Below are 15,252 nucleotides of genomic sequence, written 5' to 3'. Positions count from 1 at the left end.
GCGGGTGTGAGACCCGCCTCTCTGCCTCTCTGCGCCCCGCCCCTCCGCGCCCTGCCCCTCCGCGCCGCGCCTGTACGGGCGGGTGTGAGACCCGCCCCTTCTCTTGTAACCGCCCTGTAACTGTTGTGGACTACGCTCCACCTACGTCAGAATCTTTCCAAACTTGCGCCCCGTACCTGCCCTACGCCCGCGTGCGATGCTCGTTACACAATGCACATTGGCGTGCACTATGCGTTTGCCACCGAGACGACGCTCTTGTCCCGAAGCAATGAGCGTGCAGGAATATTGGGAACCTCAGCACGCAGTCATCTCTGCGCGCTGTGCATTCCTTGTAGCAAAGAAGCTCATATGGAGGAGGTCGCCATGAAATCTGCTCGCCTGCTCGCAGTGCTGTCTCTGCTCGCTACCCTGGTCCTGGCAGCCTGCGGCGCTCCCGCAACTCCGACCCCCGCTCCCACGCAACCCGCCGCCCCCGCTCCGACTCCCGAACCGACGCAACCTGCAACGCCGGTCCCGACTGCTGAACCGACCAAAGAAGCGGTTTCCACACGCCTGACGTGCGCCGAACCGGTGAGGGTGGGATTGATCACAGATGCCTCTGGATCGCTCGCAATTTATGGCGCGCATATACTGCGCTCTTTTATGCTTGGCATGGAGTACATGGCCGGCGCTCCCGGCTCGGCCGGTGAGAAGTTCGATTTCAACGCCGCGAAAGAGAATACCTTCAAAGTGGACGATTGCGAGATCCGGGTCTTTGTGCGCGATGATGCCAGCAACCCGCAGAATACCGCAACCATCGCCCGCGAACTGATCGATGTCAACAAAGTCAACATTCTGGTCGGCACCGTCTCTTCAGGAGCAACCGCCACATTGCAGGGGATTGCCTTCGAGAACAGCATCCCGCTCATTGTGGCGCCTGCCGCCGCCAACGATATCACCGGCAAGGACTTCAACATCTACACCTTCCGCGTTAGCCGCAATAACTATCAGGATGCAATGAATGTCTGCACCTATCTTACTCGGCAGTACAAGAAATTCGTGCAGATTGCGCCAGATTACGCCTTTGGACGCGGTTCGGCAGCGGCGTTCCGCGATGCGTGCGGAGTGTTGGGCGGCGAATTTGTGATCGATGACATTTTCGCGCCTGCCGATACGACCGACTTTACACCGTACATGGAGCAGATTCTCAACTCGGGGGCGGAAGCGTACATCGTCACCTGGGCGGGATCCGGGTTTGTCCCGCTCTTCCAGGCAGCCAACGACCTCGGCGTGAATGAGAAGATGAGCCTGGCTTCGGCATTTATCGATAATGCCTTGATGCCGGTCTTCTTCGGCGGCGCGGTCGGCTCGACGAGCGGCATTGTCTACCACTACACCGCTCCCAAGAATCCTGCCAACGATTTTCTGGTTGCCAATACGAAGCCACGCTATGGCGTCAACCCCGATATTTTCGATGCTGATGGCATGAATGCCGCTATCCTCCTGGTCGAGGCGCTGCGCAAGACCAACGGCGACATCAGCGGCGAGGCGCTGATCAAGGCGATGGAGGGCATGTCGTTCGAAGGACCAAAAGGGACGGTGTTTATCCGACCAGAAGACCACGTCGCCATTCAGGATATGTACATCCTCAAACTGACCAACCTGACCGACCCGGAGGCAAAGTTCTACGAGTACGTCGCCACGAACCGCCCTGAACCGCCGTGCCTGCTTCCTGAAAATCTCAAGGGGCGGTGTGGAAATCTTCCCTATGGCAGTCTGAGCAGGTGAACGTCACCGATGCACGAGGCTGTCGTCCCGTGCATTGGGCCCTTGTGGCGCCGAAAGCAAAGGCGACAGGTTCAGGCATGATGCGGTACAATTGCTTCACGGCGCCGTCGGACGCGGTTCCTCTGGATGGCATCATGGAAACCGATGTTATTCTCGAAACCCGCAACCTGACCAAAGCCTTTGGCGCGCTGGTGGCGGTGGACAATGTCAGCATCAGGGTGCGCAAACATTCGCTCCATGCGATTATCGGGCCAAACGGCGCCGGAAAGACGACGTTCTTCAACCTGTTGAGCGGTAATCTGGAACCGACCGGCGGGCAGATTTTGTTCAAGGGACGCGACATCACGCGCCAGCCGGTCTATCGCGCGATCCATTGCGGTATCGGTCGTTCGTTTCAGATTACCAATATCTTTCCCAACCTGACCGTTTTTGAGAATATCCGTCTGGCGGCGCAGGCGACGGGCAGTGGCAACTTCCGGTTCTGGCGCCCGGCGTCGCATTTCAAACAGCACGAAATGCGCGCCTGGGAGGTGATCAAAAAGGTGGGGCTGGAAGAACGCGCGCTGGCGCCTGCCCGCACCCTGCCGCATGGTGATCAGCGGAAACTGGAGCTGGGAATGATCCTGGCGCCAGACCCGGAGATGCTTCTGCTCGATGAACCGACGGCGGGCATGGCTGCCGAGCAGGTGCCCGAACTGATCGCGCTCATTCGGGAGATTCAGAGCAGCGGCAGTAAAACTGTGATGCTGGTCGAACACAATATGAATGTTGTCATGAGCGTCTCTGATACCATTACCGTGATGCATCAGGGAAGGGTGCTGGCGGAAGGCGCGCCTGCTGATATTGCAGCGAACGAAGAAGTGCAGACCGCCTATTTGGGCGGGTTGTATCAGTTGAATGCATAGAGCCAATGACGCCGATCCTCGAACTCCGCGACGTTCATACGTTTATCGGGCAGTACCACATTCTGCAGGGGGTGAGTTTTGCCGCGCCGCATGGCGCGATTACTGCTCTGCTGGGGCGGAATGGGGCAGGAAAGACCACGACTCTCAAGACGATCATGGGGCTGACGCCGCCGCGCGCAGGCGAGGTTCGTTTTGAGGGGCGCAGGATCGATGGGAAACGTCCCTTCGAGATCGCCGCGCTGGGGATCGGTTTCGTGCCGGAACATCGCGCCATTTTCCGCGATCTCACCGTCGAAGAGAACCTGAAGATCGCTGAACGCAAAAAAGGGGATTATGCCCGCAAGCAGGACATGATCTTCACGCTTTTCCCCGATCTGATGCGCTTGATTCACCTGCGGGGCACGAATCTGTCGGGCGGCCAACAGCAAATGCTGGCGATTGCACGCGCACTGGTGGCGGATAATCGCTTGCTGCTGATCGATGAACCAAGCGAAGGGTTGGCGCCGGTGGTCATTGAAGGATTAATCGGCGCCATTCGCCAACTGGCGGCTGACAGCACCGTGATTCTGGTGGAACAGAATTTTCTGGTGGCCAGCCAACTGGCGGAGCACTATGTCATTATCGAAGAAGGACGTTCGGTCAAAAGCGGGCGAATGCCAGACCTGGTGAACGATAAAGCAGCGATCCATCGCTATTTAGGGGCGGCATAAGAGGCGACGCATGGAACAGATACCGGCGCTTATGCGCAAGAATCTGGTGTTGCTCCTCACCCTGGCGGTCATGCTGGCGGTATTTGTTGCTGCTGCAAGCGGCATGAGCCAGCAGGATTTCGTGATCACACTGCTGCGCGGTCTGGCGGTAGGAGCACTGACGTTCCTGGTGGCGTCCGGCTTTTCACTCATTTTTGGATTGCTCGACGTGCTCAATCTGGCGCACGGTACGCTTTTCATGATCGGAGCATACATTGGCTGGACGGTGTATGTGCGTCCCGATACTTTTGTTGATGTCCTGACGCCGCTTACCCTGATCATCAGCGGGTTTACGCTGCGGGATGTCTGGATACTCCTGGCGCGGCGCGTGCCGCCGGCTGGTGCGCGGAGCGCTGATCTTGCCGCAGCGTGGGGGCGGGTGGCGCCATGGGTGGCGATTGTGCCCGGCGCTTTGATTGGCTTCAGTGTCATGCGCGGTTACCCGATTGCGTTCTGGAGTCTGGAAAATTACGCCGAAAGCCCGGTCACGTTTTCTTTTCTCGCCGGACAGGGGCAGCGTGTCATCCCGGCGCCTGCCACCTTCGGCGATGCCTCGCCGCTGATTGCGTTCGCCGGGTTGATGCTGGCAAGTATGCTGACGGCGTTTGGAATAACGCTGCTGGGGCGGAGCGATGCCCATACAACTCAGGTGCAGGTGACGTGGCGCAGTTTTGTGCCCTTTATCGGTCTCGTTATTGGGGGACTGGCGGTATTCGCCGTTAATGATCCGCTGACTGCATGGTTGTTTGCGCTGGATACGAACTGGCTGTTTCTGATCGCGGCGCTGGTGGCGGTGCTGAGTGGCATGGGGCTTGGCGCGTTGATGGAGATGACGCTGATCCGACCGCTGTATGTGCGCCCGATTTATCAGTTGATGTTGACGCTGGGGCTGAGTGCGATTGGAATTGAGATGGTGCGCGCAATCTGGGGGCGGCCCGAGTTCACCATGCCCAAACCGGCGCTGTTCGCCGGCAGCGGCGAGGGATGTCCGGCCGAGTCGCTCTGGCTGGCGCTTCAGCATGGTTGTTCGACGATGATCTTTCAGGGTGGTCGCATTCGCGTCTACAATGAGATTATTGTTCCGCTGGTCGGGCTGGTGGTTCTGATTGCAGTCTGGTTGTTGCTCAAACGCACCCGCCTTGGCATGGTCATTCGCGCCGGTGTGCAGGATCGGGAGATGGTCGAGGCGTTGGGGATCAATGTGCGGCGCGTCTTCACCATGGTCTTTGCGCTGGGGGTCGGGCTGGCGGCGCTGGGAGGCGTGCTTGCCGCGCCATCGATCGGGCTTTCCAACACCATGGGTGAAAGTTTTCTCCTCAATGCGCTGATCGCACTGGCGATCGGCGGGTTGACCAGTTACCCCGGCGCAGCGATTGGTTCGTTGCTGGTCGGGATGCTTCAGCAGTTTATCATCAAGTATGGGCAGATTGGCATAGTCATTCCCTTTACTGAGGTTGTCTTCAAACCTTCACCGCCGCTGGTGCCGGCATCCACCATTCTGCTCATGGTGATTATTTTGCTCATTCTGCCCAACGGGCTGCTTGGTCGGAAGGAATAAGAGATGACGCCGTCCGCTCCTTCCTTTGTGCAACAGCATCGTATTGCGCTGATCAGTCTGTTGGCGCTGATCCTTTTGCCGTTCGTCATCGGGCTGTTCGAGGGCGCGTCACCGCTGGAGGTGTGGTCTAACCACAGTGGCGCCTCGAAGTTCATTCAGGGGCTTGCGATTGAAATTTTCATTCTGGCGCTGTACGCTCTGAGTTACGACCTGATCTTTGGCTTTACCGGTCTGCTGTCGTTCGGGCATAGTATGTTCTTCGCCGTCGGCGCCTATCTGACCGGCATTGCTCTGAAGAGTTTCGGGCTGAATCTGTGGCAGACGTTTGGCGTATTGATGCTGGCAGCCGTTGCGCAGGCGCTGCTGTTCGGCGTCGTGTTGCCGCGTGTGAAGGGCATTACCTTTGCGCTGGTGACACTGGGGATGTCCGGTGTGTTTCATATCGTGATCATGTCGCGTGAATTGGGCGACTATACCGGCGCCGACGTGGGGTTGCAGGGGGTGATCGTTCCAGATTTCATCAGCCCGGCGACGGAGCGTCTGCGCCTGTATTTCGTTGCGCTGACGGTGCTGGTTCTGTTTTATCTGCTCTACCGCCGGTTTGTCGACTCGCCGACGGGTCGGGTGTGCAAGGCGATCCGCGAGAACGAGGGCCGGGCGCAGATGTTGGGGTACAATACGTTCCTGTTCAAACTTGCGGCGCTGATCCTCTCGTCGATCACGGCGGCGATCGCCGGAGCGCTCCATATGATCTATCAGCCGATTGTCACCCCCGATACGGCGGGGTTGGGGTTCACCGTCACAGCGCTGCTCATTATCCTGATCGGCGGTGTAGGGACGCTCAACGGCGCGCTGGTGGGCGCAGCGATCTTCCGCCTGCTCGATTTTGGTCTGCGCCGTTACCTGGGAGAGAGCGCCAGTTTCATCAATGGCGCGATCTATGTGCTGATTGTTCTCTTTCTGCCGTATGGCATCGTGGGCACATGGCAACTCAAAGCCTCGTTCACCGTCCAGCAGATGCGTCAGGGGTGGCAGCGCCTGCTGAGTCTGTTTGGGTTGAATAAAGCGCGCCGAACATCCTGATGCTTCCTTCTATCCGATTCCCGCTCTCGTCGAGATGCCCTGCGCGAGATCATTGATCAGCGGTGTGGGGCGCAGATTGCGAACAGCGCGGCGCTGGCGGCGGGCGTGACGCCCGCGCCACCGCGCCCCATTCCACGCCGCCGCGCCCATACGAACGGCGCCCATCGTCCCCGCGCCCCTTCCACGCCGCCCCGCTGCGCCCGTGCCGCCATGCCACGTCTCATCCCGCGCCGCGTGCGCCGTCGCATCCACACAACGTTGCCCATCGTCCCCGCGAACCACCCCGCCGTACCGCCCAACCCGCCCGCGCCTGCGCCCGCCCGCCCCATCCCGCACCCGCGCGCCCCTTCCACGCCGCGCCCACACGAATATTGCCCACCGTCCCTGCGCACCGCCATCCGTAGGAGCAAGGCAGCGCCTCGCCCCTACCCATTCCACGCCCGCGCGCCCCTTCCACACCCGTGCGCTCCGTCCGGCGCCGCCTCGCCTCTACCCACCACGACCGGCGCTCTGCCGAAGAACTCGGCATGAACGGCGGACAATGCTATACGCCGCAGGTCGCTGCGATTGCGCCTCTGTCATCGCTGCGTCGCCCGGTGGTACAATGGCAAAGCATCGGCGCAACGGCAAGAAATGAGGCGATCAATGAACATCGTTGTCATTGGCGGCGGCAGCACCTATACCCCTGAACTCATCAATGGTCTGATTGCCCGGAATGCAATCCTGAATGTGCGCAGGGTCTGGCTCGTTGATCCAGATGCAGAACGCCTGCATATTGTCGGTTCATTTGTGCAGCGCATGGTCAGCCGTGCGAGCGCGGGATTTCAGGTGGAATTGACCGCTGATCGGCGGCAGGCGCTTGAAGGCGCCGATTATGTGATCACCCAGTTTCGCGTCGGCGGGCAGCAGGCGCGTCACAACGATGAACTCCTCGGACGACGGCATCACCTGGTCGGGCAGGAGACAACCGGCGTCGGCGGGTTTGCCAAAGCGCTGCGCACCATTCCCATCGTGCTCGATGTGGCGCGCGATATGCGTGAGATCGCGCCGCAGGCGATCCTGCTCAATTTCACCAATCCGGCCGGCATCGTCACCGAGGCGGTGGTGCGCTATGGCGGCGTTCCGGTCGTCGGGCTGTGCAATAATGCGATCAATGCGCAACGCGGTATCGCACGCATGTTCAATGTTCCGCCGGAACAGGTGTTTATCGAACAGGTGGGTCTGAACCACTTGAACTGGATCCGACGGGTGACCATCAATGGCGAAGATGCGACCGATGCTGTGATCGAGGGGTATGTCGAGCGCCTGCGCCATGATGAGGACCCGATCCGCTTTCCGCCTCGCCTCATCCAGATGCTGCGCGCTATTCCCTCATCGTACCTGCGCTACTTCTACCTCACACCGCAGATCATTGCACAGCAGAACAGCGACGAGCCAACCCGCGCCGAGGTGGTGATGGATGTCGAGCGCCGGCTGCTCGCGCGCTATGCCGATCCAGCACTGCGCGAGATGCCGCCGGAACTGATGGAACGCGGCGGCGCCTACTACTCGACGGCGGCGGCGGCGCTGATCGAGTCGCTCCATACCGGTGACAATGCCATTCACGTGGTGAACACGCGCAACAATGGCGCCATCCCCAACCTCGCCGGTGATGTGGTTGTTGAGATGCCGTGTACGGTGAGCGAACATGGTGCCACACCCATTCCGGTTGCGCCGCTTGAGCCGGCCTTCCACGGGCTGACCTGTCAGGTGAAAGCTTATGAGCTGCTGACCGTGCAGGCAGCCGTCGAAGGCGACGAAGAGGCGGCAATGCTGGCGTTGCTCGCCAATCCGCTCGGTCCCGACGCAATGCGCGTCGAAGCCGTTTGGGAGGATATCAAACGAACGAACCGCGGTTTCCTTCCCACGTTCGAGAGGTGACCTATGAGTCAGTCTTCGTTGCTTGCCGGCGCCGCCACGCGCTGCATCACCCCCCATCTCGATGAACGTCCGGTATTCCTGGCAGGGTTTCAGAACAACCGTCGCGCTACGGCGGTCGATACCGATCTGTATGTACGGGCGCTTGCATTGCGGTTCGATGAGCAGATCGCCGTGATTGCCGTGTGCGACCTGATCGGCCTGGATCGCAGCGATGTGCTGGATGTGCGTGCAGCCCTCGACGCGCGTGGCATCGACTCGTCAGGTCTGGTGGTCGCCTGCACCCATACCCATAGCGGACCGGATACGCTTGGGCTGTGGGGTCCGGATCGAAGCGTCAGCGGCGTGGATACGCTCTATCTGGTGTCGGTGAAGCAGGCAATCGTCGATGCTGTCCTCGAAGCGCTGACGTTCTGCTGCCCGGCGCGCCTGCGCTGCGCAATGACCCGTCTGCCAGGCTATATCGCCAATTTCCGCGATCCTGGCGTCGTCGATGATGATGTGGCAGTGTTGCAGTTCGTGAAACTCAACGGCGACGTGATCGCCACCCTGCTCAACCTGGCGTGCCATCCCGAAGTGCTCGACGGTGACAGTACGCTGATCTCGGCGGATTACGCCGGGTATGCGTGCCGGGAAGCGGAAACGCGGGTCGGTGGGGTGGCGCTGCACGTGTCCGGTGCGCTTGGTGGCATGCTGTCTCCCGACACGACCGACCGTACACCGGCGTGGGCGGAGCGAATGGGGCGCGCCTATGCCGATGCGGCGCTCACGGCGCTCGCAGGACAGCCCGCTGTTGAGGTCGAGCGACTCGACGTGCGCCGCGCCGAGTTTGACCTGCCGCTCGTCAATCCGCTGCTGGTTATGGCGCAGCAGATGGGAGTGCTACGGGTGCGCCAGCCGGTCAATGGCGCCATTACCACCTCCTGCACTTCCATCGCTCTTGGTCCGGCGCAGATCATCACCGTTCCCGGCGAACTGCTGCCGCGGCTGGGGTTCGAACTTAAATCGGCGCTGCCCGCTCCATGCCGGGTGCTCATCGGTCTGGCAGACGACGAGATCGGGTATATTTTGCCGGACGACGAGTTCGTTCCGCCTGTCGATTACCTGAACCCGGGGAAACAGTACGAAGAGAGCATGTCCATCGGTCCGACGACCGGCTCGCGGGTAATGGCAGCGGCGCGAGGGGTGATTGGAGGAACAGGCAACGATCACACGGAACGCGCAGGATAAACGATCGTCGCCAGGGCAGTGCGTGGTGCGGGCGCAGGGGCGGTGCGGGATGCGGCGCGCGGGCGCGGCGGAATGGGCGCACGGCGTGGGCGGCGTGGAATGGGCGCGCGGGCGCGGCGACGCGGGATGGGGCGCGCGGCGACACGGGATGGGGGACACGGGCGCGGGCGCCGTTCGTGTGGGCGCGGCGGAATGGGGCGCGCGGGCGTGGGATAGGGTGCGTGGTGGCGCGGGATGGGGCGCGCGGCGGCGCCGCGGCCGTGCGGTGGTCGTTCCCACGGGCGACGTGCAACGTTCAACATTCGACGTTCAACACCGTCACCACCCGATCCCACCCGGCCAGATCGCGCAACACACGCACGGCGGCAGACGGGAATGCCCGGCGCGCCAGCGCCGTAACCGCCTCCGCCTGCGTTGCGCCGATCTCCAGCATCAGCGCGCCGCCGGGTCGCAATGCCTGCGGCGCCGCTGCCAGCAGGCGACGATAGATGGCGAGACCGTCGCTGCCGCCATCGAGCGCCAGGTGCGGTTCGTGCAGCCGCACACCGGCGTCGATGGCGTCGAGGACGGTGTACGGAGGATTGCTGACCAGGAGATCAATCGGTTGCGGCAGCGGCGCCAGCAGATCACCGCACAAGAGTACAACACGATCGGCGACTCCGTGTCGTTCAACGTTCTGCCGCGCTACCGTGAGTGCGTCAGATGAAAGGTCGGTGGCATAGATCATGGCATTGGGCAGATGCACCGCCAGCGCAACGGCGATGCACCCGCTTCCGGTTCCGATGTCGGCGATCAAGAGGGTGTCGTGTGGGGAAAACCGCTGCCGCGCCCATTCGAGCGCGGCATCGATCAGCGTTTCGGTTTCGGGACGCGGCACGAGCACACGCCGATCAACGAAGAACTCCAGTCCGTAGAACTCTTTGCTTCCAATGAGGTAGGCAACCGGTTCGCATGCTGCGCGGCGCAGCACCAGCACGCGAAACGCCTGGAGAGCATCATCGGGGATGGTTTCTTGCAGCCTTGCAAGAACACGCGCACGCGACCAGCCGAGTGCGTGAGCCAGCAAGATTTCTGCGTCCAGGCGCGGCGTATCGCTCACGTCCCGCAGCGCCTCGACTGCCAGAGCTAGCGTCTGAGCCAGTGTTGCCTGCGCGTTGGGAGACGTCACCCGGCTACGCCTCGCAGGTCAATGCGCTGTCGAGCGCAGCGGTCATGCGACCGATCAGCGCAAAGGTCGCCGGATACGCGACGCGCTCGCGCTCCGGCATCCCTGGCGCCCAGTGGTACCGGGCGATGACCGCAGAGGGTTGATCGGCGCAGTAGAGCACAACCTCCCAGTAGGTGACGTCAGACTCCTCGCGGTACGGCGGCGACGAGCGCAGTTGGGCGACGCCTTCACTCTCCTCAAGTTCCCAGACGGCCAGCGGCTCTTCGAGGAAACCCAATGCCCGGATCATTGCCGCCGCGTGGTCGCTCAGCCAGGCGCGCACGTCATCGACCATCGGCGCGACGTGGCGTGTCACGGTGAGTTCGCGCAGCGTTGCGCTAAAACGATCCAGATCGGCGAGATCGATGCGCGCATCGGCTGCATTGGAGGGAACCACAATCACCTTTGTGCCATCATCGGTCCAGGAAAGCGCACTCACCGCCTGCGGACCCTCGCTCGCCAGGCGCTTCAACGTCTCAATCGTCAGTTTTCCGAGCATGTTCATTCCTTCCCAGCAGACCTAATCCATCTTCCGTTCCGAGAAATCGCGCCCATCAAAGGTGATCAGACGCCGCTTCTCGTCCACCACCGTTTCGAGGTGCACCGGACGTGTCCAGATACGCTGAATGTTGCGCATCGTGTCGCGCGCATAGTCCATCTTCAGCTCAACCCCCTCGTAGCGGTGGCGCAGATAGAGTTCGCCGCGATTGTTGTAGTTGCCATCTTCGATATAGATGAACGGCTGGCCGAAGTTCGTCAGGCGGAACAGGAGCTTTTCCTTAATCTCCTTGAACTCGCGCGACGCAATCTCATACATATCTGTATCACGATTATAGCGGAATGTAAAGAGCTTCTGCTGCATCACGAACTCTGGCGTCAGGAACTCGTCGATAAAGGTGACATCGTTGTAGAGACGGCGTATCTCGAACAGTTTCTGACGACCCAATCCCAGTTGCTTATCCCAGTTGAGTTTAGCAGCCAGGTTCTCACACTCCTCGTATTCTTTGCCGAAGCGCCCGGTATTCCAGCGAAACTCGATGTCGCGCAGTAGTTCAAGCCCGAGTTTGTACGGATTGAGGCGCCCGGGATGCACCGCAACCACGCCGGAGTGATGGTCGGCGAAGTCGATCAATTCATCATCGCGCAGCGCCTTGCGGGTCATAATCTCGGAGTGCCAGTAGCTATTGTGGTTAATGAACCCCTGCGCGGCGTAGCGGTGCGTTGCATGCACCGAGATATCGTACACATGAGCGCGTCCCCGCTCAATTGCCACAATCTCGTCTGACCACTCCTCACGCCTAAACCAGCGCCGATCCTCGATGTAGTGCGCCAGCGCCGCCTGCTTGCGCGCCAGACCGAAGCCGATCTCGGCGAAGAAGACGGCAGCCGAACGACCGGTGACGCGAATGTGCCATTTACCATCCGTATTGGCGCGGCGGCTGGCGAGAATGCCAAAGTTGAGCAGCAGCACCTGAACGGTTCTGCCCATCTCCTCGCTAGCGGTGGAGAGAACGACGCCAGCATCGCCTGCATAGCCATCGCAGTCGTACAGCGCACGCAGGAACGCCGCAACGACCGACTTCGGCGAGCGCAGAATGATGTCGGGCACACGCTTTTCGCGCGCTGCGACGTCAGTTTTGAGACCAAGGCGGACCAGGAAATCCTGGACGTCGCGCGAATAGAAAGAGACGCGCCAGCGGTTTCCATTCCTGCGCCAGCGCGCTTCGATGCCGAACAGTGAATGGACGAGATCGGCGAAGGCGCGCGCCTGATCCTCATCGGCGGTCGTCAATCCAATGGTGCGCTCGACCGCGCTGATATGCCCATCGCCGCACAGATACCCCAGGAACGCCGCCAGGCGCTCATCCACCACCTCCGGCACGCGAATGGGGACCCGTCGCCGGATGATCGGGCCGTGGTCAGCGATGGCGGCATCGTATGCTGCGACGAGCGGCGCCAGCGTTGTTGCGTGAACGCCGCGCACACCGCGCCGGTAGCGGATGACGGTCTCGACATCGACCTCTGCCGCATCAGCGATCTGTGCGAGGGTCGCACGGCGCACCGGCGACCAATCGAGGGCGACATACTGGTGCGCCCACAGGTTCTGCCCGCCGCCAATCCTGACCCTTTCGCCAACCTGGAGTTCATCGAGGCGACGCCAGCCGCCGTCGGGCAGCATGACGCGATGGTTGACCGATCCTTCGAGTTCCAAGCCGCGCCGCGTGCGCACCCGGATCGTCTCATAATTCTCGAACGCTGCCCAATCATAGACGGCCTGCGGCGTTTCGCCGTCGCTCACCCGCACCGCCTGTCGCTGGGCGACGATATCGCCGATGCGGAGCACGCCCTGATCGGTGAACACCAGCGTATCGTATCGGCAGCAGGCCCATCCTTCATTCAGGATCTTCGTCATGCCCTGGGGCGCGAAGTAGTACGCCTCATCGCGCACGATTTCGAGGATCGAATGCTGCCAGCGTTCGAGCGGCGCATAATTCATCAGAAAGAGGAGCACATCCTTCTGCGGATGCTCCGGGAACTTCTTCTGAAGCGCGCGTTCGCGTTCGAGGCGCTTGCGCTGTTGCTCGATAAACTCCGGCGGGTTGATATAGTCGCGCATGTAGCTGCGCTCAACTGGCAACCCCTCAACCACCTGCGGCTCTTCCTCTGCCATGACCGACTGATGGGTCTGCGCTTCGGGGCGCTTGATATAGGGTGCGTGATAGTCGATCAGGTTTTCGAGCGAGAGGCAGATGTCGATGAACTCCTCGACCTGCTCATACCCGTAGCGATCGATCATGCGCTGCACACGCGCGGCGTGGTTGGCCATTTCATCGAGCATCTTGCGGTTCGTATGCGCGAACCACATATTGTTCTTGAAGAAATCAACGTGCGCTGCGACGTGCGCCATGACCATCTTTTGCGTCACCGTCTCGTTGCCTTCGAGCAGGTACGCATACGACGGGTTGGTGTTGATGACCATCTCATAAATCGTGGAGCCAAGCCAGACGTGCCCCTTCATGAGCTGGTCGTACTCCATGCCAAAGCGCCAGTGGGGATAGCGGATCGGAAAACCGCCGAGCGCCGCGGTTTCGTAGAGGGTACGATAATCGAGAACTTCGTAAATAATGGGGAAGAAGTCAAGCCCATACTCCTTTGCATAGGCTTCGATTTCCTCCCATGCAGCCTGCAACTCTCGGGGGAGACGGGTACTCTTCATAGATGACTCATACCACTTGTGCGTTCAAAGTTGGCGCACTCGCGTCTTCGCAACGGTCATTGCGAGACGCGCCGGCGCCAAAGCAATCTTCTGGCAGCCGGGGCGATTGCTTTGCCCCGCTCGCCATGAGACCGAACATCATCGTACTGCGCCACTTGAGTCCACTGCACAAAGGCTTAACCACAAAGGACACGAAGCGCACAAAGGTGAATAAACATGAAGCGCATTTCCTTTGTGTCCCTTTGTGACCTTCATGGTTGCTTGTTGCAGTGAAGTCATAGATCGCTTATGCACTATCTTCCTTTACCAAGAAAATCCTTGATCGCGTCGTAGATATCGTCGCGATCGGCAATCTCCGAGATTACCAGCGCCTCGTGTTTGCCCAGGTGCTCTTCGAGATCGTGGGCGAAGCGCCCGGAGCCGTAGAGCGAGCGCACCTGACCATAACAGAACTGGTTGACCTTGGGCAGAAGTTGGGTGCGCAGCAATTCGATGCATTCGCGCGTATCACCGCCGCCCCAGTTGTCGCCGTCGGAGAAGTGGAACGGGTAAATATTCCACTCATCAGCCGGGTAGCGCTCATCGATCAGTTTGTTGCACAATTTGTACGCTGAACTGATCTTGGTGCCCCCGCCTTCGCGGATATGGTAGAACGTCTCCTGATCGACCTCTTTGGCAGCAGCGTCGTGCACGATGTAGCGAATATCGATCGCCTTGTACTGCGAGCGCAGCCAGGTTTCGATCCAGAACGCGGTAATGCGCACCAGCTCCTTCTGCTCGGCGCCCATCGAGCCGCTCACGTCCATCATATAGATGATGACCGCATTCGACTCAGGCTGAAGCGTTTCTTTCCAGGAGCGATAGCGCATATCCTGGCGGATCGGCACGACGATCGGGTCGGCGATATTGTACTCACCCGACGAAATCTGGCGTTTGAGCGCCTCGCGGTAGGTGCGTTTGAAATGCCGCAGCGAGTCGGGACCGACGCGGCGAATGCCGGAGTAGCGATCCTTATGCGAGATGATATTCTTCTTGCCCTTTGGCTGGATGTTGGGCAGTTGCAGTTCCTCGCCAAGGATCTGCGCCAGTTCTTCGAGGGTAATATCGACCTCGATAATGTGCTGCCCTGGTTCCGAGCCGGCCTCGCCCTGCCCCGACTGTCCATCGCCCTGCCCGATTGGATCGCCGACGTTGCCGTCGCCCTGCCCGACGCCGCCACCCTGGCGCGTGCCGTAGCGGAACTGCGGCAGGTCGATCTGCGGCAGCGGGATCGACACATACCGGCGCCCCTGGCGGCCGATCATCTCGCCCTGCGACATATACTTGCGCAGGTCCTTCTTGATCTTGCCGCGCACAATCTGGCGGAATCGGTTCAAATCGCGCTCAGCACGATGGATCGACATAGTGATGTCCTTTGGGGGTAGGGGTTGCGAGAACTGAGAACTGAGAACTGAGAACCGAGAACTGAGAACCGAGAACTGAGAACCGAGAACTGAGAACTAAGAACTGAGAACTAAGAACCTGGTTTCCTGGTCTCTACTCCTCTCTCGCCGCTTGCCCCTGACCTTGCGCCTTTTACCTTTTGCCTTTTGCCTTTTGCCTTTTACCTTTTACCTTTT

General features: G+C 60.5%; 12 protein-coding genes. 7 read left to right on the top strand and 5 right to left on the bottom strand.

Translation table 11 applies throughout. From position 1 onward, the window contains the following. Positions 1-363 precede the first annotated feature (363 nt). The 5 genes from AC3EA7_RS07395 to AC3EA7_RS07375 all read left to right on the top strand — a co-directional run bounded on the left by AC3EA7_RS07395 (position 364) and on the right by AC3EA7_RS07375 (position 6,062). Entirely contained in the window at positions 364-1,767 is a 1,404-nt protein-coding gene (locus tag AC3EA7_RS07395; RefSeq protein WP_488613397.1) for a substrate-binding domain-containing protein, read from the top strand. Between the two features lie 134 nt (positions 1,768-1,901). Beyond that, on the top strand, positions 1,902-2,672 hold the full coding sequence (locus tag AC3EA7_RS07390; RefSeq protein ID WP_488613396.1) for an ABC transporter ATP-binding protein: 771 nt from the start codon (positions 1,902-1,904) through the stop codon (positions 2,670-2,672). Positions 2,673-2,677: 5 nt separating this feature from the next. Beyond that, complete coding sequence (locus AC3EA7_RS07385) at positions 2,678-3,382, top strand: ABC transporter ATP-binding protein (RefSeq protein WP_488613395.1); 705 nt, start codon at positions 2,678-2,680, stop codon at positions 3,380-3,382. A 10-nt stretch (positions 3,383-3,392) separates the two neighbouring features. Further along, positions 3,393-4,979, top strand: a complete 1,587-nt coding sequence (locus AC3EA7_RS07380) for a branched-chain amino acid ABC transporter permease (RefSeq protein ID WP_488613394.1) — start codon at positions 3,393-3,395, stop codon at positions 4,977-4,979. Between the two features lie 3 nt (positions 4,980-4,982). Beyond that, positions 4,983-6,062 carry a branched-chain amino acid ABC transporter permease gene (locus AC3EA7_RS07375; protein WP_488613393.1) on the top strand — a complete coding sequence of 360 codons (1,080 nt, stop codon included), beginning with the start codon at positions 4,983-4,985 and terminating at the stop codon, positions 6,060-6,062. A gap of 56 nt (positions 6,063-6,118) precedes the next feature. Here AC3EA7_RS07375 and AC3EA7_RS07370 read toward each other — a convergent pair whose 3' ends face one another. Beyond that, positions 6,119-6,274, bottom strand: a complete 156-nt coding sequence (locus tag AC3EA7_RS07370) for a hypothetical protein (protein WP_488613392.1) — start codon at positions 6,272-6,274, stop codon at positions 6,119-6,121. A 433-nt stretch (positions 6,275-6,707) separates the two neighbouring features. On the opposite strand from AC3EA7_RS07370, the gene AC3EA7_RS07365 reads away from it, so the two are divergent. Then, a complete protein-coding gene (locus tag AC3EA7_RS07365; protein WP_488613391.1) occupies positions 6,708-7,982 on the top strand; it encodes a 6-phospho-beta-glucosidase in 1,275 nt (424 codons plus the stop codon). Positions 7,983-7,985: 3 nt separating this feature from the next. Then, complete coding sequence (locus tag AC3EA7_RS07360; protein ID WP_488613390.1) at positions 7,986-9,209, top strand: hypothetical protein; 1,224 nt, start codon at positions 7,986-7,988, stop codon at positions 9,207-9,209. A gap of 295 nt (positions 9,210-9,504) precedes the next feature. Here the strand turns inward: AC3EA7_RS07360 and prmC are convergent, their stop codons facing one another. From prmC to AC3EA7_RS07340, 4 genes are all read right to left on the bottom strand, one after another. Continuing rightward, positions 9,505-10,377, bottom strand: coding sequence for a peptide chain release factor N(5)-glutamine methyltransferase (prmC, locus tag AC3EA7_RS07355; RefSeq protein WP_488613389.1), 873 nt, complete (start codon positions 10,375-10,377; stop codon positions 9,505-9,507). 4 nt (positions 10,378-10,381) lie between these two features. Further along, a complete protein-coding gene (locus tag AC3EA7_RS07350; RefSeq protein WP_488613388.1) occupies positions 10,382-10,915 on the bottom strand; it encodes a hypothetical protein in 534 nt (177 codons plus the stop codon). Positions 10,916-10,936: 21 nt separating this feature from the next. Then, positions 10,937-13,633, bottom strand: a complete 2,697-nt coding sequence (locus tag AC3EA7_RS07345; RefSeq protein WP_488613387.1) for a SpoVR family protein — start codon at positions 13,631-13,633, stop codon at positions 10,937-10,939. 293 nt (positions 13,634-13,926) lie between these two features. After that, on the bottom strand, positions 13,927-15,036 hold the full coding sequence (locus AC3EA7_RS07340; protein WP_488613386.1) for a DUF444 family protein: 1,110 nt from the start codon (positions 15,034-15,036) through the stop codon (positions 13,927-13,929). Between the last annotated feature and the right edge of the window lie 216 nt (positions 15,037-15,252).

The organism is Roseiflexus sp., from assembly GCF_057785375.1.
The sequence above is the reverse complement of the archived record's forward strand: the minus strand, read 5'-3'. Positions and strand labels throughout refer to the sequence as shown.